Annotated in this window: 25 protein-coding genes, 2 rRNA genes and 1 riboswitch (1 of these 28 only partly in view); of the genes, 25 read left to right on the plus strand and 2 right to left on the minus strand. The window is 45.0% G+C overall.

From position 1 onward, the window contains the following. Positions 1–1,489, plus strand: a 23S ribosomal RNA gene (locus AC0VYE_RS00065); it begins 1,444 nt to the left of the window's first position. Between the two features lie 99 nt (positions 1,490–1,588). After that, positions 1,589–1,705 (plus strand): 5S ribosomal RNA (rrf, locus tag AC0VYE_RS00070). A gap of 111 nt (positions 1,706–1,816) precedes the next feature. On the opposite strand, the gene AC0VYE_RS00075 is transcribed toward rrf, so the two are convergent. After that, positions 1,817–2,347 carry a transposase gene (locus tag AC0VYE_RS00075; RefSeq protein ID WP_475445332.1) on the minus strand — a complete coding sequence of 177 codons (531 nt, stop codon included), beginning with the start codon at positions 2,345–2,347 and terminating at the stop codon, positions 1,817–1,819. A gap of 232 nt (positions 2,348–2,579) precedes the next feature. On the opposite strand from AC0VYE_RS00075, the gene AC0VYE_RS00080 reads away from it, so the two are divergent. The 10 genes from AC0VYE_RS00080 to rsmI all read left to right on the plus strand — a co-directional run bounded on the left by AC0VYE_RS00080 (position 2,580) and on the right by rsmI (position 10,049). Then, positions 2,580–2,771 (plus strand): sigma factor G inhibitor Gin, encoded by a 192-nt coding sequence (locus AC0VYE_RS00080; protein WP_076271262.1) that lies wholly within the window; start codon positions 2,580–2,582, stop codon positions 2,769–2,771. Positions 2,772–2,876: 105 nt separating this feature from the next. Continuing rightward, positions 2,877–4,406 (plus strand): aminotransferase class I/II-fold pyridoxal phosphate-dependent enzyme, encoded by a 1,530-nt coding sequence (locus AC0VYE_RS00085; RefSeq protein ID WP_475445334.1) that lies wholly within the window; start codon positions 2,877–2,879, stop codon positions 4,404–4,406. A 113-nt stretch (positions 4,407–4,519) separates the two neighbouring features. Further along, complete coding sequence (gene tmk / locus AC0VYE_RS00090) at positions 4,520–5,176, plus strand: dTMP kinase (RefSeq protein ID WP_076271264.1); 657 nt, start codon at positions 4,520–4,522, stop codon at positions 5,174–5,176. 127 nt (positions 5,177–5,303) lie between these two features. Next, positions 5,304–5,633, plus strand: coding sequence for a cyclic-di-AMP receptor (locus tag AC0VYE_RS00095; protein ID WP_054025787.1), 330 nt, complete (start codon positions 5,304–5,306; stop codon positions 5,631–5,633). A gap of 16 nt (positions 5,634–5,649) precedes the next feature. Further along, positions 5,650–6,093, plus strand: a complete 444-nt coding sequence (locus AC0VYE_RS00100; protein ID WP_076271265.1) for a YaaR family protein — start codon at positions 5,650–5,652, stop codon at positions 6,091–6,093. Positions 6,094–6,126: 33 nt separating this feature from the next. Beyond that, positions 6,127–7,104 carry a DNA polymerase III subunit delta' gene (gene holB / locus AC0VYE_RS00105; RefSeq protein WP_076271266.1) on the plus strand — a complete coding sequence of 326 codons (978 nt, stop codon included), beginning with the start codon at positions 6,127–6,129 and terminating at the stop codon, positions 7,102–7,104. Positions 7,105–7,107: 3 nt separating this feature from the next. Next, complete coding sequence (locus AC0VYE_RS00110) at positions 7,108–7,911, plus strand: PSP1 domain-containing protein (protein WP_053373398.1); 804 nt, start codon at positions 7,108–7,110, stop codon at positions 7,909–7,911. 62 nt (positions 7,912–7,973) lie between these two features. Beyond that, complete coding sequence (locus tag AC0VYE_RS00115; RefSeq protein ID WP_076271267.1) at positions 7,974–8,375, plus strand: initiation-control protein YabA; 402 nt, start codon at positions 7,974–7,976, stop codon at positions 8,373–8,375. Positions 8,376–8,502: 127 nt separating this feature from the next. Then, positions 8,503–9,171, plus strand: coding sequence for a tRNA1(Val) (adenine(37)-N6)-methyltransferase (locus tag AC0VYE_RS00120; protein ID WP_076271322.1), 669 nt, complete (start codon positions 8,503–8,505; stop codon positions 9,169–9,171). Beyond that, positions 9,168–10,049, plus strand: a complete 882-nt coding sequence (gene rsmI / locus AC0VYE_RS00125) for a 16S rRNA (cytidine(1402)-2'-O)-methyltransferase (RefSeq protein WP_076271268.1) — start codon at positions 9,168–9,170, stop codon at positions 10,047–10,049. The genes AC0VYE_RS00120 and rsmI overlap by 4 nt, the downstream gene beginning before the upstream one ends. A 131-nt stretch (positions 10,050–10,180) precedes the next feature. Here the strand turns inward: rsmI and AC0VYE_RS00130 are convergent, their stop codons facing one another. Beyond that, the gene (locus AC0VYE_RS00130) at positions 10,181–10,435 is read right to left on the minus strand and encodes an AbrB/MazE/SpoVT family DNA-binding domain-containing protein (protein WP_054025791.1); all 255 of its coding nucleotides are present in this window, start codon (positions 10,433–10,435) and stop codon (positions 10,181–10,183) included. A 270-nt stretch (positions 10,436–10,705) separates the two neighbouring features. Here AC0VYE_RS00130 and AC0VYE_RS00135 point away from each other — a divergent pair, with 270 nt between their 5' ends. The 13 genes from AC0VYE_RS00135 to glmU all read left to right on the plus strand — a co-directional run bounded on the left by AC0VYE_RS00135 (position 10,706) and on the right by glmU (position 22,545). Then, positions 10,706–12,004 carry an HD domain-containing protein gene (locus tag AC0VYE_RS00135; RefSeq protein WP_475445338.1) on the plus strand — a complete coding sequence of 433 codons (1,299 nt, stop codon included), beginning with the start codon at positions 10,706–10,708 and terminating at the stop codon, positions 12,002–12,004. 17 nt (positions 12,005–12,021) lie between these two features. After that, complete coding sequence (locus AC0VYE_RS00140; protein ID WP_076271270.1) at positions 12,022–12,795, plus strand: TatD family hydrolase; 774 nt, start codon at positions 12,022–12,024, stop codon at positions 12,793–12,795. Between the two features lie 184 nt (positions 12,796–12,979). After that, positions 12,980–13,161: riboswitch (cyclic di-AMP (ydaO/yuaA leader) on the plus strand. Between the two features lie 248 nt (positions 13,162–13,409). Continuing rightward, entirely contained in the window at positions 13,410–14,558 is a 1,149-nt protein-coding gene (locus tag AC0VYE_RS00145; RefSeq protein WP_076271271.1) for a 3D domain-containing protein, read from the plus strand. A 124-nt stretch (positions 14,559–14,682) separates the two neighbouring features. Beyond that, positions 14,683–15,231 carry a ribonuclease M5 gene (gene rnmV / locus AC0VYE_RS00150; protein ID WP_076271272.1) on the plus strand — a complete coding sequence of 183 codons (549 nt, stop codon included), beginning with the start codon at positions 14,683–14,685 and terminating at the stop codon, positions 15,229–15,231. Between the two features lie 4 nt (positions 15,232–15,235). Continuing rightward, positions 15,236–16,153: a 16S rRNA (adenine(1518)-N(6)/adenine(1519)-N(6))-dimethyltransferase RsmA gene (gene rsmA, locus AC0VYE_RS00155; protein WP_076271273.1), complete on the plus strand. Its 918-nt coding sequence runs from the start codon at positions 15,236–15,238 to the stop codon at positions 16,151–16,153. 76 nt (positions 16,154–16,229) lie between these two features. Beyond that, the gene (gene yabG / locus AC0VYE_RS00160) at positions 16,230–17,114 is read left to right on the plus strand and encodes a sporulation peptidase YabG (RefSeq protein ID WP_076271274.1); all 885 of its coding nucleotides are present in this window, start codon (positions 16,230–16,232) and stop codon (positions 17,112–17,114) included. Positions 17,115–17,396: 282 nt separating this feature from the next. After that, the gene (gene veg, locus AC0VYE_RS00165; protein WP_053373389.1) at positions 17,397–17,672 is read left to right on the plus strand and encodes a biofilm formation stimulator Veg; all 276 of its coding nucleotides are present in this window, start codon (positions 17,397–17,399) and stop codon (positions 17,670–17,672) included. Positions 17,673–17,877: 205 nt separating this feature from the next. Further along, a complete protein-coding gene (locus AC0VYE_RS00170; protein WP_054025797.1) occupies positions 17,878–18,063 on the plus strand; it encodes a small, acid-soluble spore protein, alpha/beta type in 186 nt (61 codons plus the stop codon). Positions 18,064–18,200: 137 nt separating this feature from the next. Then, entirely contained in the window at positions 18,201–19,055 is an 855-nt protein-coding gene (ispE, locus tag AC0VYE_RS00175) for a 4-(cytidine 5'-diphospho)-2-C-methyl-D-erythritol kinase (RefSeq protein ID WP_475445341.1), read from the plus strand. Between the two features lie 83 nt (positions 19,056–19,138). After that, entirely contained in the window at positions 19,139–19,966 is an 828-nt protein-coding gene (purR, locus tag AC0VYE_RS00180; protein WP_076271323.1) for a pur operon repressor, read from the plus strand. A gap of 51 nt (positions 19,967–20,017) precedes the next feature. Further along, complete coding sequence (locus AC0VYE_RS00185; RefSeq protein WP_305953918.1) at positions 20,018–20,416, plus strand: RidA family protein; 399 nt, start codon at positions 20,018–20,020, stop codon at positions 20,414–20,416. Positions 20,417–20,546: 130 nt separating this feature from the next. Then, complete coding sequence (spoVG, locus tag AC0VYE_RS00190; protein ID WP_028609566.1) at positions 20,547–20,828, plus strand: septation regulator SpoVG; 282 nt, start codon at positions 20,547–20,549, stop codon at positions 20,826–20,828. A gap of 319 nt (positions 20,829–21,147) precedes the next feature. Continuing rightward, positions 21,148–22,545: a bifunctional UDP-N-acetylglucosamine diphosphorylase/glucosamine-1-phosphate N-acetyltransferase GlmU gene (gene glmU / locus AC0VYE_RS00195; protein ID WP_475445344.1), complete on the plus strand. Its 1,398-nt coding sequence runs from the start codon at positions 21,148–21,150 to the stop codon at positions 22,543–22,545. Positions 22,546–22,626 lie beyond the last annotated feature (81 nt).

The following is a 22,626-nucleotide window of genomic DNA, read 5'->3' on the forward strand; positions in this document are numbered from 1 at the left end:
TCCTGTACCACCGAAGATCGTTTGAGCAATGGGGTGACACAGAAGGGCAGTGACGCGGACTGATGGAATAGTCCGTCCAAGCAGTGAGGCTGATCGATAGGCAAATCCGTCGATCATGAAGGCTGGGCTGTGATGGGGAGCGAAAATTGCAGTAGCGAAGGTCATGTACTCCGGCTGTCAAGAAAAGCCTCTAGTGAGATCTAGGTGCCCGTACCGCAAACCGACACAGGTAGGCGAGCAGAGCATGCTAAGGCGCGCGGAAGAACTCTCGTTAAGGAACTCGGCAAAATGACCCCGTAACTTCGGGAGAAGGGGTGCCTCGGTAGGGTGAATAGCCCGAGGGGGCCGCAGTGAAAAGGCCCAAGCGACTGTTTAGCAAAAACACAGGTCTGTGCGAAGCCGTAAGGCGAAGTATACGGGCTGACGCCTGCCCGGTGCTGGAAGGTTAAGGGGAGCGGTTAGGAGCAATCCGAAGCTGTGAACCGAAGCCCCAGTAAACGGCGGCCGTAACTATAACGGTCCTAAGGTAGCGAAATTCCTTGTCAGGTAAATTCTGACCCGCACGAATGGCGTAACGACTTGGGCGCTGTCTCAACGAGAGATCCGGTGAAATTTTAATACCTGTGAAGATGCAGGTTACCCGCGACAAGACGGAAAGACCCCATGGAGCTTTACTGTAACTTGATATTGAACTTTGGTACGATCTGTACAGGATAGGTGGGAGCCTTTGAAGCATGAGCGCCAGCTTGTGTGGAGGCAACGTTGGGATACCACCCTGATCGTATCGGAGTTCTAACCTAGAACCGTGAAACCGGTTCGGGGACCGTGTCAGGTGGACAGTTTGACTGGGGCGGTCGCCTCCTAAAATGTAACGGAGGCGCCCAAAGGTTCCCTCAGAATGGTTGGAAATCATTCGAAGAGTGCAAAGGCATAAGGGAGCTTGACTGCGAGACCTACAAGTCGAGCAGGTACGAAAGTAGGGCTTAGTGATCCGGTGGTACCGAATGGAAGGGCCATCGCTCAACGGATAAAAGCTACCCTGGGGATAACAGGCTTATCTCCCCCAAGAGTCCACATCGACGGGGAGGTTTGGCACCTCGATGTCGGCTCATCGCATCCTGGGGCTGAAGTAGGTCCCAAGGGTTGGGCTGTTCGCCCATTAAAGCGGTACGCGAGCTGGGTTCAGAACGTCGTGAGACAGTTCGGTCCCTATCTGTCGCGGGCGCAGGAAATTTGAGAGGAGCTGTCCTTAGTACGAGAGGACCGGGATGGACGTACCGCTGGTGTACCAGTTGTTCCGCCAGGAGCACCGCTGGGTAGCCAAGTACGGACGGGATAAGCGCTGAAAGCATCTAAGCGTGAAGCCCCCCTCAAGATGAGATTTCCCAGTATGTAAGACCCCTTGAAGACGACGAGGTTGATAGGTTCGGGGTGGAAGCACAGCAATGTGTGTAGCTGACGAATACTAATCGGTCGAGGGCTTATCCTAAACACGTTTACTGTGACCCATACATCCAGTAGACAGCAGCATAAAGGCTTCAGCAAGCCTAATCTTTCGTATCCAGTTTTCAGCGTGCAACACGCTACGTTTGGTGGCGATGGCGGAGGTGAACCACGCGTTCCCATACCGAACACGACCGTTAAGCCCTTCAGCGCCGATGGTACTTAGACCGCAGGGTCTTGGGAGAGTAGGACGTCGCCAAGCACGAGAGACCTATCGCATGTGATGCGATAGGTTTTTTGTTTCTTCCGTGTCTAATTTTGATTAAAAATTCAGGCCTTAGAACGCTCTGTATGAGCTTCTAAGGCCTCTTTGTTATCTGCGATAATAAGATGCTTCTCTAGACTGAAGCCTAAGTACGCCGTCCTTCTGCTCCTTACGGAAAGAGAAGGACAGAAGCATACGCGGGATCAGCAGCCATAGGTGCCAACTTACAATGCTAATCATCAATGATTCTTTGATCCATGGATATAGAAGCGCAATGGCACAAAGGCCGATCCAGAACATATGACGATGAACTCGGCGAAATAGGAACAGCTTTATATCATTAGCAGGTTTAAATCCAATCCATGGGGGTGTAATACGCCACACCCATTGCCTGTCAGCTGCTTCGTCCACTCGGATAAAAGTTAGCAGTATAATCGCGATATGGATGACTTGCACGACTGCAAAGCCGAAAAGCCATGAAAACAGACCATCCATTTCATACATAAGCATTTGGAAAGCCAATAATACGGCTGCAATAAGCAAATGGCTCTGAATAAGCTCAGGGCGAATGATTTTTCGTTTTACAAGCTGATATTGATAAATTGTAGCATTTTGTTGTTCGGATAATTTTTGACGCATATTTACTTTTCCTTTCCTTCTCAGAGATACTGTGACTCTCGTTAACTATATCGGTATTTACAAGCATTCTGTCCATAGCTTTATGAAACATTTTTACATATGCTGTAACCATTAGCCCATACGGGGCATACGATATATAAATATTTGAAATGCGCTATGAAACAAGTATAAATAGATAGACTATGTGTCATAATAATAGTTAATAAGGGACGATCAGAAAGCGGGGATTGTTATGGACGATAATCGCGAGTATCAGTGTATTATTTGTAACGAAGAAAAGGCTGAAGGTCAGGGTATTCGGATAGTGACCGGTTTTATATGTGATACCTGTGAAGCGGAAATGATAAAAACAGATGTTAAAGATGCCAAATACCCTTTTTTCATTAACCAAATGAAGCAAATATTTTTGGGTAAAAATGCATGAGCGGTTTCTGATTACAGAAGCTGCTCTTTTTTTGTAGTGTTTATTGAATATTATATATAATAGAAATAGGAATGAATGTTTACTGGAGAGGATTGTACATAAACAATGAAGCCCTTTATTGCTCCGTTATTTGAAGCGATTGTGAATCATACCCGTATTAAGCCAATCGGATTTCACGTACCCGGCCATCATGGGGGACAAGCACTTAAGCAACCATCATGGAATGATCAATTAAATGATGATGTAATCGATTATTTTTATAAAATAATGCAGCTTGATTTAACTGAAATCTCATCAACCGACGATTTGCATCATCCGGAAGCTTCTATTAAAGAAGCACAGCAATTGGCTGCAAAAACATTTGGTTCAGAGGAGACTTATTTTTTGGTTGGAGGAAGCACCTCTGGGAATATGGCGCTGCTGCTCGCCGCATGTGATCCAGATGATATTGTTATCGTTCAGCGGAATGTACATAAATCCATTATAAATGGTTTGAAGCTTGCTGGGGCCAAAGCAGTGTTCCTCTCGCCTCAGATTGAAACGTTATCGGGATTAGCAACGATTCCTTCTGTCCAGCAAGTGGAAGAAGCGCTTATTCAATATCCTGATGCAAAAGCTGTCTTTTTGACTAACCCGAATTATTACGGTATTAGTGTGAAGCTTAAATCATATGTTGAGACTGTCCATAGGTATAATAAGCCGATTTTCTTAGATGAAGCACATGGCGCGCATTATGGCTTGGAGCCAGCTTTTCCACAGTCGGCAATGTCAGAGGGAGCAGACGGCGTTGTACAGTCAGCGCATAAAACTTTACCAACACTTACAATGGGGGCTCTTCTTCACATTCAAGGCAACAGAATATCAAGGGAATTGCTGCGTCAGTCGCTTGCGATGATTCAAAGCTCAAGCCCGTCGTTTCCGATTTTGGCTTCAATAGATATTTCCCGAGCAATGATTGATGCTTTGGGCGCGGATCTTTTTAAACAAAGTCTTGAATCAGCGGCGTTTTTCCGTCAATGGCTGCATCGTCGCTCATCCGTTATACGGGAGATGAAAATCGAAGAAAATAGCGAATCAGGCTTGCGTTCAGATCCGCTGCGACTAGTGTTATACGATTCTAGCCGTAAGCGAACGGGTTATGAGCTGCTGAAGCACCTGGAGCAGCATGGCTGTTTTGCTGAGATGGCAGATCCTAAGTATATTGTACTTGTTGTCGGTATTCAGACATCATTAGAGGACATAAAGAGGCTGCAGGAGGCTGTTGAGGCACTTGAGTCCAATGATACGACTAATAAAAACTCTGATGGGCTGATGTCTGATGATAAAGAGGGGTGTGCTCTGCCAGCAGCTTCAATAGTTCCCTGTCATGAGAGCCGTTCGATCTCAGAGCCTGTTTCGTTTGCAAGATCTAGGTTTAAGAACAAATCAAGTGAGCGAATACAGCTGAAAGATGCTGTACATCATATATCAGCAGAGATGGTTATACCTTATCCGCCTGGCATCGCTATTTTGTATCCAGGAGAGAGAATCACGGCAGAGTTAATTGAGCATATACAACAACTTGCCGAGATGGGTGCAAAGTTTCAAGGCGCTGCTGATGGAATGATGAATACCATAGCTGTTTACCCTGAATAAGCGGAAATAGCAGAACGATTATGAACTTGAAGTAAATGTTGATTGTACTAGGAGTACCGCTTTGTTAATATAGAAGAAAGTATAGTTAACATAACGTTAGGAGAAGCCTTAGTTTGAAAAAAGGTGTATTCATTACCATAGAAGGCGGCGAAGGAGCCGGCAAATCGACACTGATTGAACAGTTGACGAATATAATGCTTCAAAGGGGAAAGTCGATCACGACGACGCGAGAACCAGGAGGCATTCCCATTGCAGAACAGATTCGTGCCGTTATATTGGATCGCGAGAATACTGCAATGGATGCAAGAACAGAAGCACTGCTTTATGCAGCTGCAAGAAGACAGCATTTGGTGGAAAAGGTCGTTCCAGCACTAGAGAAAGGCGAGTTTGTTATTTGTGACCGCTTCGTAGATAGCAGCTTGGCTTATCAAGGTTATGCGCGTGGGCTTGGGATGGATGAGGTCTGGGCCATCAATCAATTCGCGATTAAAGAAGTGATGCCTGATCTGACGATTTACATGGATGTGTCTCCGGAAGTAGGTCTCGGACGTATCGCACAAGCATCAGAGAGGGAAATCAATCGTTTAGACCTAGAGAAGCAGTCTTTCCATGAGAAGGTGCGAGAAGGCTATATGAAGCTGCTGCAGCAGAACCCGGAACGAATCGTGCTTGTAAATGCCGAAAATAGTGCAGATTTGGTGTTTGCTGACGTTTTATCAGCAATTGATGAGCGTTTTGCAGGATTTTTTGCAACCGATGTCAAACTTTAAAGTATAGACGTATTTCTATGCATCAAGAGATTTGTCGTTATGGGGCTTGAGATTCAACGAATGGTTTAATGGTTAAAATTGCAAGTTATTAATAACCTATTCTAATAGTAGTCAAGGGGGAATGAAGATGAAATTAGTAATCGCGGTTATTCAAGATAAGGATAGCAACAGACTGTCAAATGCACTTGTTCGTGAAGGGTTTAGAGCAACGAAGCTGGCAAGTACGGGTGGATTTCTAAGAGCAGGCAATACTACCTTTATGATTGGTATTGAGGACGAGAGAGTACATGAGGTTCTTCAAGTCATTAATGCAAATTGCAAAGTAAGAGACCAATTGGTTACTCCTGTATCACCGATGGGCGGATCAACAGATTCCTATATTCCTTTCCCTGTTGAAGTACAGGTTGGTGGAGCAGCTGTATTCGTAATGCCTGTCGAACGATTTGAGCATTTCTGAATGGGCGTGATATAGGGTGAAAATTGATCAAGGCTTTCGACCATTGGGACAAAACCGTACAAACAACGAAGCCACAAACAAACAGATACAGCCAAGAAGCTTTGCCGATGTGATGGTTCAGCAGGATGCTGATCGTACACAAGAGCAGCTTCAACTGAAGCTGCAGGACATTCATAGACAAGGTGATCGACTTGCTAGAGTGATGACTGTCCGTGAATTGAAAATTTATCGTCAAATGATCAAGCAGTTTTTGGAGGACACCATCAGGCGCGGCGTTGTGCTGAAGGAAGTCAAAGGCTTCGATCGCAGAGGACGAATTAAACGATATAAACTGCTGGATGAGATCGATGCGACACTCGTCTCCATGGCTGAGGATTTACTCGACAGTGAGCAAGGAAGAATTGACTTGCTTAACAGGATCGGTGAGATACGAGGCCTTCTTATTAATTTATTGTTTTGATGATAAGAGAGCAGGGAAAGGTAAGGAACGGCGATGAGCTTCGAAAATATTCCGGGGCAATGGAAAGCGCAGCGGATTTTGACCCACGCTTTGCAGAGCGGTAAAATTTCTCATGCCTATTTATTTAATGGTCCTTCAGGTACGGGAAGAATGGCGATGGCTCGCGAATTTTCTAAGGCATTGTTCTGTACGGCAGGTATTGCCGCTGCTTGCGGGGAATGCTTGGAGTGCAGAAAATTTGAACATGGCAATCAGACAGACTTAACGACGATAGCGCCAGATGGCCAGTCTATAAAAATTGATCAAATTCGCGAGCTGCAGCGGGACTTTTCTTATCGCAATAGCGGGACGAAGCGCAAAGTGTATATGATAGAGCAAGCTGACAAAATGACGCTGCAGGCTGCGAATAGTTTACTCAAATTTTTGGAAGAACCGTTGTCGCCCGTTGTTGCAATTCTAATTACGGATAATGGACAAGCTGTTCTTCCTACTATTCGTTCCCGTACGCAGTGGGTGCCTTTCCTGCCTATGTCGCCTGAGATTATGCTGCAAACTCTTATTGCTGAGGGTGCTCCGTCTATTTTGGCCCGAACCGTTGTTCAATTAACATCAGGTTTAGACGGTGCAAGACAATTTCTCCAGCAGAATCAGTTTGCAGAAATCAGAACCCTAGTGATACAATTAGGCAAGGAGAGTTTGACCCGATTCACCGCGGCGATGATCACTGCTGGACAACAGCTATTCAAAACAGATTTGGTAGAGCATACGCAACTGCTGTTGTCGTTATTAGTTATATGGTTTAAAGATTTGATACAGTTCCAGGCCGGCAGGCAGGACAACATCGTTTTTATAGATCAGTTGGATTGGATAAGTAAACATGCATTTAATCGTTCGTTCGCAGGTTGGGTGTCCTGCATCGAGCATACGTTAGAAGCGAGTAAGCGTATGCGAGCGAATGTTACGCCTCAGCTCGCATTTGAGCAACTATTGGTAAACTTACAGGAGGGCTAATTCTTGTATAATGTCATCGGCGTCCGCTTCAAGAAAGCGGGCAAGATCTATTACTTTGATCCGGTTGAGCATCCCGTGGATAAGGAACAACATGTTATTGTTGAAACAGCACGCGGAATCGAATACGGTAAAGTGGTGGTGGGACAGAAGCAAGTCGGTGAATCGGATGTTGTTCTTCCTCTTAAGAAAGTGATACGTATTGCAAGCGATGTGGATGCAAAAGTTGTTGAAGAAAATCGCGCCGCAGCCAAAAATGCGTTTTCTACTTGTCTTGAAAAAATTAAAGGTCATCAGCTTCGCATGAAGTTAGTTGACGTTGAGTTTACGTTTGACCGTAACAAAATTATTTTTTATTTTACGGCAGAAGGCAGAGTTGACTTTCGCGAGCTAGTAAAGGATTTAGCCAGCGTATTTCGAACTCGGATTGAACTCAGACAAATCGGAGTTCGGGACGAAGCAAAGATGCTCGGTGGTATTGGTCCATGTGGACGAGTGCTTTGCTGCTCCTCTTGGCTGGGTGATTTTGAGCCCGTATCGATCAAGATGGCCAAGGATCAGAACTTATCGCTTAATCCGACAAAAATTTCTGGATTATGCGGTCGTCTCATGTGCTGTCTGAAATATGAGCATGACAATTACGAAAGCATTCGAGAAGAACTTCCGGCAATTGGAAAATTCGTAGTCACCTCATATGGTGAAGGTAAGGTAACTGGTATTAATACATCCACCAAAAGTGTGTATGTGCAATTATTTGATACACCAGGTAAACCGAAAGAACTGTCGATGGATGATGTCGTCATCAAATAAGCGGCAGAGTGCGATTCTCACGGGTGAGGTTACACTCACGCTTGAAGCTCTGGGGTGGGAACTTGGAGAAGAACAATATTTTTGCGAAAATGGACGAGCTGGATAACCAAGTAGGTGTGTTCCATAAGGAGCTTACGGACTTGAAGCAGAAGGTAAAAGAGCTGCTCGAGGATAATAAGCGTCTAAGTGAGGAGAACAACCAGCTGCGTCAGTTGTTTAAGAGAGAGGCTGAGCTAGAGCATGAAGTTGTTGCAGCTCCAGCCAAAGGAATTAAACCGGGAGTAAGCAAAGAGGAACAGGTCATCACTGACCATGCATTCGCGGAAGCGGGAGCAGCTATTGGTGAAGGCCATGACAACTTAACTCGGTTGTATCACGAAGGATTCCACATATGCAACGTTTATTACGGGCATTTGCGGACGGAAGGCGACTGTTTATTCTGTCTATCCTTTCTTAATAAATAGTGGAATCCGTACGACATGCCGCCCTTGCCGCAAGGGGCGGTATTTTTATTAAATAAACAATCAAGGAGCGGCCCAAATCGTGTCGGAACATATAACCTTAGCAGAAAACGAACGTCTCGATGATCTCATGACAGAAAATGGTTTGAAAATTATACAAAGCCGGGAAGTGTTCAGCTTTTCACTTGATGCCGTATTATTGTCACGGTTTGCAAGTGTGCCAAAGCACGGGCGAATTGCTGATTTATGTACGGGTAATGGTGTTATACCGATGCTTCTTACAACGAGAACAAATGCGCAAATTGATGCGGTTGAGATTCAACCGAGATTGGCGGATATGGCTAGAAGAAGCGTCATGCTGAATAAGCTGACAGAGCAGATAAACGTTATTGAGCAGGATTTGAAATTGTATCCTAAGATTGCGGGTAACGGGGTATATGATGCCATAACGGTAAATCCACCTTACATGCCAATAACAGCAGGTGAACAAAACGAAAACGAACATTATGCGATCGCAAGGCATGAGATTCATTGTACGCTGGATGATGTCGCAGAAGCATGCTCAAGGCTGGTGCGCCCTGGCGGCAAGGTCTCGATGGTTCATCGTCCTTCGCGTCTGCTCGATATTGTTGAAACGATGCGTAAATGGAGACTTGAGCCTAAGCGGATTCAATTTGTCCATCCTCATGCAAATGCAGAAGCAAACATGGTATTAATAGAAGCAATGCGTGATGGGAAGCCTGACATCAAGCTTCTTCCGCCAATAATGGTATATGAGAATGGGGTGCAGATCGTTTGAATATACAAAAAAGCTTTGCCGATGCTTCCAAAGAAAATGTTGGAAGCCTTTATTTGGTCGCGACACCAATTGGAAATTTAGAAGATATGACATTCCGTGCGATTCGTACATTGAAGGAAGTACAGCTTATCGCTGCTGAAGATACGAGGCAAACACGGAAGCTGCTTACACATTTCGAGATTGGAACTCGTATTGTCAGCTATCATGAGCACAATAAACAAGCCAGCGGCCCTGAGCTGATCAGATTGCTTTTAGATGGGCAATCCATCGCACTAGTTAGTGATGCGGGTCTACCGGCTGTTTCTGATCCAGGTGCGGATCTGGTGAAGGACGCCATTGAAAATGGTATTTCCGTTATTCCTATTCCAGGAGCGAATGCAGCATTGTCTGCGCTTATTATATCGGGTCTGCCTACGGACCGATTTTTGTTTGCTGGATTTCCGCCGCGCGAGCGAAAGTCATTAATGAAATGGCTGCTCGATATGCAAGCACAGAAAGGGACACTGCTTTTCTACGAGTCACCCCATCGTATAAACAAAACACTTGATGCACTTCAGGAATGTCTCGGCGATCGCCAAATAGCATGTATCAGAGAACTGACAAAACGTCATGAAGAAGCGGTCCGCGGCCGAATTTCAGAATGTATAGCATGGTTTGCGGAGCATCCGCCGCTTGGAGAATTTTGTGTTGTGGTGGAAGGATCAGAGGGTGAAGGGGCAAGTGAGCTGCCAGCGGCAGATATTTGGTGGTCTGAGCTTGATCTTGCTGCCCATGTTGCTCATTATGAGGAACAATTTGATCGTAAGGAAGCCATTAAGAAGGTTGCGCTTGATCGAGGATTGCCTAAACGCGATGTATATAATGAAGTAAATAGATAGATGATTATCATGTATGTGAAATAGTAGACAAAAAAAGACCTTCCTGGCCGGGTTCAAGCGCAGGAAGGTATCAAGGAGTATAAAAAAGGTTAGAATTAACAAGTTAATAAGTACAGTATAACTTATTTTTTTTATTTTGTCACAGGTGTTGGCATTTCTGACAAACAAACATGACAAACAATTTTTCCTTTGAAATAAGATACGTTTTCTGCGTTGCCGCAGAAGATACATGCAGGCTCATATTTCTTAAGCATGATGCGCTCGCCATCTACGTAGATTTCAAGTGCATCTTTCTCGCCTATTCCAAGTGTACGGCGCAATTCGATCGGTATAACGACGCGTCCTAGCTCATCAACCTTACGAACAATACCAGTAGATTTCATCATAATCTATTATTGCCCCTCTCAAAATACGTTTCGTCATCGTTCGACATAGTTTTTGCTTTTATGATTACTATAATACCAACGATTACCATAATAGTCAACCAGGAATATTCCCCGGATAGCTGAATTCACAAGTATTTGACTAGTTAGTACGGTCATATTACTCTGTAATAGAATACAACAGCTTCGACAATTTGGAAACTAATTTCCGACACTATTCGACATGAAAATCATTTTTTGTGTCGAAAATATGAACAAAGGAGATGAGAGACGATGAAAAAACAGCTGACCGAAGAGAAAGTTTTTAAGGATCCTGTTCATCATTATATATATGTACAAGACCAAACGATTTGGGATTTGATCAATACAAAAGAGTTTCAAAGACTGCGCCGGATACGACAGCTAGGAACCTCCTATTTGACCTTCCATGGAGCAGAGCACAGCCGGTTTTCACATTCACTTGGCGTATATGAAATTACTCGAAAAATTATTTCTCAGTTTGAGCGAAATAGCTATCCTGACTGGCCAGTAGAAGAAAAGCTAGTCTCGCTTTGTGCTGCTTTATTGCATGATGTTGGTCATGGTCCGTTCTCGCACTCCTTGGAAGAAGTATTCGACACGGATCACGAAGAGTGGACATGTAACATCATTTTGGGAGATACAGAAATCAATCGCGTGCTAAGTGCTGTATCGGAGCAGTTTCCTGCTCAGGTCGCTGCAGTCATACAAAAAAAATATCCAAAGCCGATTGTTGTTAGTTTGATTTCAAGCCAAATGGATGCTGATCGGATGGATTATTTGCTCCGAGACGCGTATTTTACAGGTGTTAACTATGGAACATTTGATTTAGAGCGCATTTTGCGCGTATTGCGTCCTTATAAAGGGCAAATTGTAGTTAAAGAGAGCGGTATGCACGCAGTCGAACATTATTTGATGTCTCGTTATCAGATGTATTGGCAAATTTACTTCCATCCGGTGACTAGAAGCTCGGAAATTATTCTACGTCAAATATTTCGTAGAGCACAGGAGCTTTACGTGGGTGGCTACTCCTTTCAGTGGATGCCGAAGCAGCTGAAATGCTTGCTTCAAAACACGATGACGGTGCACGATTATCTGAAGCTGGATGAAGCGCTCGTTCAGACCGCTTTCGCAGAGTGGGCGGAGGAGCATGATTCTATTTTAAGCGATCTATGTGAACGATTTCTGAACAGACATTTGTATAAGTACATTACGCTTGAAAACCCGGAAGAAGAGCTGCTAAATGAGATTAGCGAATGTTTCTCTTCTATAGGAATGAATCCGGATTATCATATGGAAATCGATTTTCCATTTGACCTGCCATATGACGTATATCGACCAGATAAAAAAGAAGGAGAAAAGAAAGAAAAAGCGCCGATTTTGTTGTTAGATGGTTTGGAAGATATAAGCGAAATATCCTCTAAATCCGACATTGTTCGTTCTATTACTGGCCTGCATCAAGGACAATATCATCTTTATTATCCAGAAGAGCCGCTCAAACAAAATATTCATCGATTGCCGGATTCACTTCGTAAGCTTTTCAAACTCGAATGAAGGAGCATAACATCAACATGACATTACTTTTTGATACACATACCCATTTAGATTCGGAGAAATTTGATGAGGATCGCGACGAGGTCATCCAGCGTGCGAAGGATGCAGGCGTGCATATGCTTGTCAATATTGGTTTTAACCGTGAAACGATCCCTACAACGATGGCGCTTGCCGAAAAATATGATTTTATATACGCTGCGGTTGGTTGGCATCCGGTTGACAGTATAGATATGCTTCCAGAGGATTTGGAATGGATTGAACGTCTATGCGCGCATGAGAAGGTTGTTGCCATTGGTGAGATTGGACTCGATTATCACTGGGATACTTCTCCAAAAGAGGTACAACAAAGGGTTTTTCGTGAGCAAATTCGTCTTGCTCGTAAGGTGGGCAAGCCAATTGTCATTCATAATCGGGATGCTCATGAGGACATTATTCGTATTCTTCAGGAAGAGAATGCAGCAGAGGTTGGCGGTGTCATGCATTGCTTCTCCGGCAGCTGGGAAACGGCTAAACAATGTCTTGATATGAACTTCTATATATCATTTGGAGGACCCGTTACTTTCAAAAATGCAAGGGTGCCAAAAGAGGTGCTTAAGCAGGTTCCGATCGACCGAATTTTGATCGAAACCGATGCTCCATATTTAACTCCTCACCCGTTCAGAGGGAAGCGAAATGAGTCCTCTTACGTCTCTTTAGTTGCAGAGACAGCAGCCGAATTATTGGGCAAAACGGTAGAAGAAATAGGTGTAATTACGACTGAAAACGGTCGAAGATGTTTTGGTATTGTCTAAAAACGAGAGAAATAATGAGAAATAGAGACCTTTATCGCGTAAAAACTAATTTTTATAGCGATAATCGCTTATTTTTTCCTGCTTTATCCTGCTTTTTCGCTTAAATCGTCTTTTATCGTATCTTTACAATTGACCTCGTATGAAGGTATGATTCATCTCAGAGCAATAAAATTTTGTATTGGATTTCCAGTTTACGCTTAATCTCCATTCGGAGAGCGGGGGAACCATGTACGGTTTTTCGATACCGTATTTTGAATTCTTCAGGGGTGAATTTCGAAGCCATTGCCATGAGCATTGTGTAACGAATAGGGCGACTCTCTTGTCCGAATCCGTCAGCTAACCTCGCAAGCGTTATAGAGAGTGATCAACCTCGTGCATCCATTTTTCTGTATCCCAGTGAATCATTTAACCGGGAAGCCACGAAACAGATCCTCTGTCGACGGCTTCTTTTTATTTTCGAATAATCGGGAATTTGTCGACATAGGGATAAAAGATGGGGGTGGGAGGATCGATAGCAGTACTGGATTGCGTGCTCGCACGCCAATATACTATAGTCGCGTCAGTTGTATCATGCGTAACACTTGGCGGCGGGGCTATGAAGGAGGACCGATGAAGTGGGAATACTCCAGGTTAAGGACACCCATGGGAAACGATCATCCAGCATGTCTTTCGCATTGCGATGGAAGCGTGAAAACTTGCGTTTGATTCTTTTGAGTGCTACTATCTCAATCGCTATGACTTTCATGTTTTTGGTGTTGTTGTACGGAACGGCTGTCAAAAGCGTCTCCGTAGTAGTGAACGGACAAGAAACCATTGTGGAAACGAAGCAATGGGTCCTGCAACGCCTACTGGATGAACAAGCTATCGCAATTGGACCACATGATGAGGTGTCCATACCGCTTAATGCGGCAATAAAGGACGGAGATCGTATAGAGGTGACTCATGCGATACCGGTAATTGTGAAGGCTGATGGCAAGACCTCTACTGTATATACGACAGAGAGAACAGTGCAGGCAGCGATCGAGGAATTACATATTCCAGTTCGTGGTCAAGATAAAGTAATACCTCCGCTTCATACCGTTTTGGACAACGAATTGACTGTAACCGTCGTTCGCGTAGATAAGAAGGTAGCTGAGACAGAGCGTGCAATGCCATTCTCTATTGTGAAGAAGAACGATCCAACGCTGGAAGCGGGCAAGCAGAAGCTTGTTCAACCCGGCAAGGAAGGTCTGATCGTAGAGAGTATCGAGAAGCAGTACGAGGACGGAATTCTTATATCGAAGAAGATGGTCAGCAAAGTGGTTGAAACCGCTGCGGTTAATCAGGTTGTCGCTATCGGAACGAAGAAGGAAGAGCCTAAAGTATCTGTGCTCTCGAACAAGAGCCCGAGCTTTACTTCGCTTACGAAGAGCGGTGTAACGTTTAAGGCGAGAAAAGTACTTAAAAATGTCACGTTGACTGCTTATTCTGCAGACATCTCTTCAACAGGCAAAGATGAAAGCCATCCGCAGTACGGGATTACTTCATCAGGTACTCGTGTGCAAGAGGGTCGGACGATAGCTGTTGATCCGAAGGTAATTCCTATCGGTTGGTGGGTTTATATTGAAGGAATCGGTTTCCGCCGCGCTGAGGATAAAGGAAGTGCGGTTAAAGGCAACAAAATCGACGTATACTTTGATAGTACAAAGATTGCGAACAAATTCGGCAGGAAAAAAGGCATCACCGTATATGTGCTGGGGCCGAATAAACCAACTGCAAGCTAATTGTGCGGTTACCATCATCTTATCGCAATAATCAATTAAATATGCCATCATAAGGAGAGGCACTGCCTCTTCTTTTTGCATGTCTAAGGGTCTAATACAGTTTATGTAGAAGGGGATGATCTTGGTGATCAAAGAGATCATTGTCGTTGAAGGCAAAGACGATACCGTTGCAATAAAAAGGGCGGTAGATGCAGATACCATAGAGACGAATGGTTCCGCTATCGGTGAGGATGTATTGAAGAGGATTGCGCTGGCCAATGAGCGTCGCGGCGTTATTATATTCACTGACCCTGATCATGCAGGAGAACGCATTCGCAAAATTGTTGCGCGCCATGCGCCAGGATGCAAGCATGCTTTTTTGCCGCAGGAGAAGGCTTTGTACAAAGGGGACATCGGCATTGAAAATGCGAGCCCTGAAGCTATTCGTGCGGCGCTCTCTGAGCTCCGTACAGAGTCGGCAGATGAAGCGGGAGAAATTAGCTGGGAAGACTTAATGGATGCAGGTCTGATTGTACATCCTGATGCGTCTAATCGTCGCTTGGTTATAGGCAAGCTGCTCGGAATTGGTTATGCGAATGGCAAGCAGTTCTATAAACGCTGTACAAGCTTTCGAATTTCCAAAGCAGAGTTTACGGAAGCTTTCCGTCAAATGGAAAAGGAACTGGAGGGATAGCTGAATGAGTCAAGAGCATAGTGAGCTTAGCAAGGAAACGGTAAAGCCATCCGCGATAGAGGTGGCTACGCCCAAACGGACCAAAGAAATCATTGCGAAATACGGTTTTTCCTTCAAAAAGAGTTTGGGACAAAACTTTCTGATCGATCAAAATATACTGAATAACATCGTAGCGGCAGCTGAGCTTGATGAAACGAAGGGCGCGCTTGAAATCGGCCCCGGTATTGGCGCACTCACACAGCGGCTTGCCAAAGCGGCTGGTAAGGTGACGGCTGTCGAAATCGACAATAGGCTCATTCCGATTTTGAAGGATGTGCTGGAGGGCGAGGAGCATACAACCGTCATTCATGGCGATGTGCTTAAGCTCGATTTGAAGAAGCTGTTCGAAGAGCAGTTTGCGGACGTAACAGGCGTAAGTGTTGTTGCCAACTTGCCTTATTATGTGACAACGCCAATTCTTATGAAGCTGCTTGAAGAGAAGCTGCCGCTTGAGCATATCGTCGTCATGATTCAGAAGGAAGTCGCGGAGCGGATGGCAGCGAAGCCAGGCGGCAAGGAATATGGCAGCCTTAGTGTAGCCGTTCAATATTACTGCGTGCCTAAGGTTGTCTGCATGGTGCCTCATACGGTGTTTATACCGCAGCCAAATGTAGATTCAGCCGTTATTAAGCTGTCTTTGCGTGACAAGCCTGCTGTTGATGTACCCGATGAGGATCATTTCTTTAAAGTGGTGCAAGCCAGCTTTGCACAGCGACGGAAGACCCTGGCGAATAATCTAACTGCATTCGTGGGCAAGGAGCGCCGCGAAGCATTAACGGAAATGCTTTTAAGCAACGATATTGACCCTATAAGACGCGGTGAGACGTTGTCGCTCGAGGAATTTGCGCGGATTAGCCGCAGCATGCTGGAGGCCGGCTGGTAGAGCTAGGCCGTTTCATCATAAAATACTCACCATTCGCACGTTCTGCCCATAGGATAGACGAAGAGGTGATTTACCCATGAAGCAAGGGGACCTGGTCGTCCGCAAATCGTATGGCGGTGACGTGCTGTTCAAGGTTGAGGCTATTCGTACACATACTGCCGTTCTGAAAGGCACGGATTACCGATTGCTTGCGGATGCTCCGATTCCTGATTTGTCGGTCATACGCGATCCAGAAACGACAAGTGCGGTGCAAGAAGTTCGAATTAAAGTGAATGATTCATTAAGACGCATGCATTCTGAACGGGAACGTCAAGCGGTTGAGAATGAGGAGCATATTCGGCATGCGCTGCAGCAGACTCAACCATTCTTTGAAGTGCCAGGAAAGGTACTTCACCTTGATGGTGATAGTAATTATTTGAAGAAGAGCATGCAGCTGTACAATACGATGCAAGTTCCTTCCCACGGTCTCCATGTGCATGAGTCTCAGATGGCTGATGTGCTTTACCGTCTGCTGCCCCAAATTCAACCGGATATTGTCGTAATAACAGGTCATGATGGCGTACTGAAAAGCCGTTTGCCCATGGATCTGTACAGTTTAAGCAGCTATAAAAACTCACAACATTTCGTTAATGCCGTACGTGTCGCTAGAGAATATGAGAGAAGCCGTGACGGGTTGATCGTTATTGCAGGTGCTTGCCAATCCCATTTTGAAGCTTTGCTGCAAGTGGGCTCGAACTTCGCAAGCTCGCCAGGACGAATATTGATTCATGCGCTCGATCCTGTTTATATAGCGATTAAAGCAAGCTATACATCCATAAAAGACACGATTAACTTAGCAGATGTCATTCATGGTACGATAAGCGGAATTGACGGCGTGGGCGGTATTGAGACAATGGGCAGCTTCCGTGTAGGTCTGCCAAAGCCAAAAATTACGTCACCGAACTCTGTATTAAAGCAGTAACAGATAGCGATATGCTCTGAAGGGATGAATAGAGACTATTTTCAGGCTGAAAATAGTCTAATCAAACATGTCCTTTTCGCCACAATTTTATATCAAATGTTACGTTTAAATTGAATCAACTTCTTAATATGTATATTTTTTGCTTCGTTATGTATGGTTTTTTAAAAAATGGGTGAAATCACCGTTGACAAGTAAATATACCGACTGATATAATATTTTGCTTTGTTTGACAACCCTCCTCCTTTTGGTTATAATGGACAAGGAAAGAGGTGGTAGTGGACAATGGCAAAAAATGCGCTATTGGATATTAAACGCAGCTTGGAAGCTCATGTTGGCTCCAAAATCCGTCTTCGAGCGAACGGTGGACGACGAAAGACCATCGAACGAACCGGTACGTTGGAAGAAACCTACCCTTCTGTTTTCATTGTAAAGCTGGATGAAGAGCAGCATGCCTTTAAGCGTGTCTCTTACAGCTATGCGGACATACTGACTGAGTCGGTGGAAGTGACCGTATGCAATGATGAAGGTCAAGTCCGTATCGCCCATTTGCAACAATAGAATATATATCGCCTAGTGAGGCATGTTAGCGCAGAATAGCATCTGCGCTTTTTTTTTGCGTTCATTCACATTTGCCTTTGCGAAAAGAAGGCGGCCCTTTCCATCTCCGTATGGTCGCTTGTCATTTGAAGCATACTACCTGTGCAATAGTGACAGCCGTATATTTTGATTAGAATGACGTAAATTCGAATATGGAGGTAATGAAATGGGTCGCAGAAGACGCGGAGTAATGTCTGAGGAATTGAAATATGAGCTTGCTAAAGATCTTGGTTTTTATGATACGGTGCAGCAAGAGGGTTGGGGAAGCATACGCGCGAAGGACGCCGGAAATATGGTGAAACGCGCAATTCAAATCGCTGAGCAGGCTGCTGCCAAAACAAATCAACCCTAAGTGATGGCTCCTATTTATTCGTGAAAAAGCTAAGCGGATGACTGTCGAAAAACATTCGATTGTCATCTCTTAGCTTTTATTGCGTTGGTTTGATATAATGATGCTTAAGCTTACGAACGAACGGGTGAACTTATCAGATGAAAATTTATGAAAAAGCTCCTGCCAAAATTAATTTATTGCTCGATGTACTCCGCAAGCGTGATGACGGCTACCATGAAGTCGAAATGATTATGACGATGGTTGACCTTGCAGACCGCCTTGAAATGGAAGAGCTACCTAGAGATACGATCATTATTTCAAGCCAAGTTGGATACATACCGTTAGATGAGAAAAACTTAGCGTTTCAGGCAGCTAGGCTTATTAAAGACCGTTATGATGTTAAGCAAGGCGTATATATTCATTTAGACAAAAAAATACCAGTCGCTGCGGGACTCGCTGGCGGAAGCAGTGATGCTGCTGCTGCCCTGCGAGGGCTAAACCGTTTGTGGAAACTGGATATCCCTGAGGACGAGCTGTGCAAGCTAGGCGCAGAGCTTGGCTCTGACGTTCCGTTCTGTGTAACGGGCGGCACTGCCATCGCAAGGGGACGTGGCGAGAAGCTTGAACATATCGCCAACCCTCCGCAATGCTGGGTTGTACTTGCCAAGCCGCCAATCAATGTATCGACGGCTGACGTATATGGCAGGTTCCGCGCAAATGAGCTTAAAGAGCATCCATCCATTTCAAATATGGTTGGTGCACTTGAGCGCGGTTCTTTTGCCGATATATGTGAAGGACTTGGCAACGTACTCGAAAAAGTTACGCTGGATGTGCATCCTGAGGTTATGCAGCTGAAGGAAAGTATGATTCGGCTTGGTGCCGATGGTGTGCTTATGTCTGGCAGCGGACCTACTGTATTCGGCCTTGTGTCGAAGGAAGCCAAGCTTCCTCGTATTTATAATGGGCTCCGCGGTTTCTGCAAAGAAGTATATGTGGTAAGAATGCTCACATAAGGCTGACGTTCTCCTTGATTAAATCCGTATAAAAATGTTATATTTACATTATAATATTCGGATTTAGGTGGGGGGAGATGTGTTTGAAAAAGTTGAAACGGAGCTCGCGGTTGGTAGAGATGACCCAATACCTGTTAAGTCGACCCCACACGTTAATTTCACTGACAGCATTTGCTGATCGATATCAATCGGCAAAGTCTTCAATTAGTGAGGACCTGGCGATCATAAAAGAAGTGTTTGAGGAAGAAGGTATCGGCGAGCTTCATACACTTGCAGGAGCAGCAGGCGGAGTAAGATATACGCCTAAGATGCAAGAAACGACGGCTCTTACCATTATGACAAGCATATGCCGCCAGTTAGAGCAGCCTGAAAGGGTCCTTCCCGGCGGTTATTTGTATATAACGGATATGTTAGGCCAACCAGAGCTTCTCGCGGATGTCGGCAGAATGTTTGCAACTGCGTTCGCAGACCGGAAGATCGATGTCATTATGACCGTTGAGACAAAAGGAATACCTCTAGCTTACGCAACAGCTGCGTGCTTGAATATTCCGGTTGTTATTGTACGGCGTGACAATAAGGTAACGGAAGGCTCTGCAGTGAGTATCAACTATGTATCAGGATCAACCAAGCGGATTCAGACGATGTCACTCGCACGTAGAGCGCTTAAGGAGCAATCCCGCGTTCTTATTATCGATGACTTTATGAAGGCAGGCGGAACGATCCAAGGCATGATGGATTTGCTGTTTGAATTTAAAGCTATCGTCGCAGGCGTTGGCGTATTTGTTGAGTCAGGCGAGGTAGAACTCGAGGAACGGCTTCTTGAGGACTATGTCTCTCTAGCTAAACTGACGGCTGTTGATATGAAGACAAAACAAACGACGGTAATTCCAGGCAACTATTTTAAAGAATAGATACGTGTAAATGAGTGCTTATTACATCTTGTTAGGAAGGCTGGGACCATCATGACAACAAAGCAACAAATGCAAGTGATTGCAACGGACAAAGCTCCTGCAGCAATCGGACCTTATTCGCAAGCGATTAAGCTCGGAGGATTATTGTTCACTTCAGGACAAATTCCGCTCGATGCGGCTGGGCAGCTTGTTGATGGCGGCATTGAGGAACAAACGCATCAGGTGTTTAGAAATTTGGAGGCCGTGCTTGCTGCTGCAGGTGCCAGCTTTCAAGATGTCGTAAAAGCGACCGTATTTATGAAAGATATGAATCAATTTGCAACGGTAAATGGCATTTACTCCTCTTACTTCGGAGAGCATAAACCGGCTCGTTCGGCCGTGGAGGTCGCAAGGCTGCCAAAGGATGTTCTTGTCGAAATAGAGGTCATTGCATCGACAATTGTCGAATGAAAACGAAAAAGATTCAAAATAAAAAAAATATTTTAAATTGAGTATGAATTTACCAAAAATGTAGAAGGAATTGGCACAAAAACGTGGAAGTATACACCAAGTCTCTGATAGACAAAGGTGGTGAACACAAGTGCAAATTACTGATGTCAGACTCCGCCGTGTAAATTCCGAAGGGCGTATGAAGGCAATCGCATCCATTACTATTGATAATGAATTCGTTGTTCACGATATTCGTGTCATCGATGGAAACAATGGTATGTTCGTTGCAATGCCAAGCAAACGTACTCCGGATGGAGAATTTCGGGATATCGCTCATCCGATCTCTTCAACCACCCGGGAGAAAATCCAGGCTGCTGTTCTCGCTGAATACGAGCGCGCAGCAGAAGAAGTTGCGATTGAAGAAGGAGCTTAAGGCACTGCATTTTATGTTTTTGGGGTTGATTGGAGAAGAGAGCCATGGCTCTCTTCTCTTTTTTTTGCGAGAGGTGATTGCTAAGCATATGATTACGTGCGACTTATCTTTTTACTATGAAACGAATAGGTTGTAGTGTAGAATGACAGGCAGCGATTCCATACACTTGGAAATCGAGCAACATATTCGTATAATGGAATAGGATGTACGACTTGAATCATTGCAGCTTTCAGCGTTTGCTGATGAAGATAGCACTTTTTTCACACTTATAAAGCTATACTAAAATAATCATTTATTGCAGGTCTAGGGGGTCTTTCATTTGAAAGTTATGGCGATTGTGCTTGCTGCAGGACAGGGCAAGCGTATGAAATCGAAGTTATATAAGGTGCTGCATCCGGTGTGCGGCAAGCCGATGGTAGGCCATGTGCTTGATGTTGTGAAGGAAGCGGCTGCGGAGCGCGCGGTCGTTATTGTAGGTCACGGAGCTGAAAAGGTTAAATCGTATTTGGGCGATGGCGCTGAATACGTCTTGCAGGAGCAGCAGCTCGGTACCGGTCATGCGGTACTGCAAGCGGAAGCACTGCTTGGCGGCGAGAAAGGTACAACGATTGTGATTTGCGGCGATACTCCGCTTGTGCAAGCATCGACAATTGAAGCCATGCTTGAGCTGCATCATTCGAGCGGAGCTGCTGCAACGGTTCTGACAGCCGCTTTTGACGAGCCTACAGGCTATGGCCGCGTTATTCGTGGCGAAGATGGCACTGTACAGCGGATTGTTGAACAAAAGGACTGCTCAGCTGAAGAAGCGGCAGTTAAAGAAATTAATACAGGCACGTACTGCTTCGACAATGAGAAGCTGTTCGCTGCGCTTGCTAAGGTAACGAGTAATAACGCACAAGGCGAGTATTATTTGACGGATGTTATCGGAATATTCCGTGAAGCGGGCGAATCTGTCCAAGGCTACTGCACGACAGATGTGTCAGAAGCCATAGGCGTGAATGACCGCGTGGCGCTTGCTGAGGCAGAGCGTTTTATGCGTGATCGAATTAACCGCAATCATCTGCTTGGCGGCGTCACTTTGATCGATGCGTCTTCAACTTATATCGAAGCGGGTGTTCAGATCGGATCTGACACCGTCATATATCCAGGTACAGTGCTTCGCGGGTCAACAATTATCGGAGAAGATTGCATTATCGGTCCTCAAGCTGATATTGCGAACAGTACGATCGGCAACGGCGTCGCGATTAAATATTCAGTTGTTTCTGAATCGGTAATTGGCGATACAAGCGCTGTGGGGCCTTACGCTAATTTGCGTCCAGGCTCGAAGCTTGGCGTTGGCTGCAAAGTTGGTGACTTTGTGGAGCTCAAAAACGCATCGCTTGATGATGGCAGCAAAGTATCGCATCTAAGCTATGTTGGAGACGCTAAGGTTGGCAAAGACGTTAATATCGGCTGCGGCGCCATAACGGTCAATTATGACGGTTACAATAAATTTGTAACGGAAATCGGCGATAATGCCTTCATCGGCAGCAATGTCAATTTGATTGCACCATTGAAAATTGGTGATGGCGCATATGTTGTTGCCGGCTCTACGGTTACGCATGATGTACCAGCTGGTGATCTTGCGATCGCACGCGAGCGCCAAGTGAATAAATCAGGTTATGCGGATAAAATCCGTGGACGTGCAAAAGCAAAAAAAGAAAAGAAACAATCATAATATCAAATGGTTGATATAGAGGATGCAGTGACGAATTCAGAGGATGAATTCGTTGCTGCATCTTTTTTTATGCAAATGTCG

This window comes from Pristimantibacillus sp. Z349TD_6, assembly GCF_056173205.1.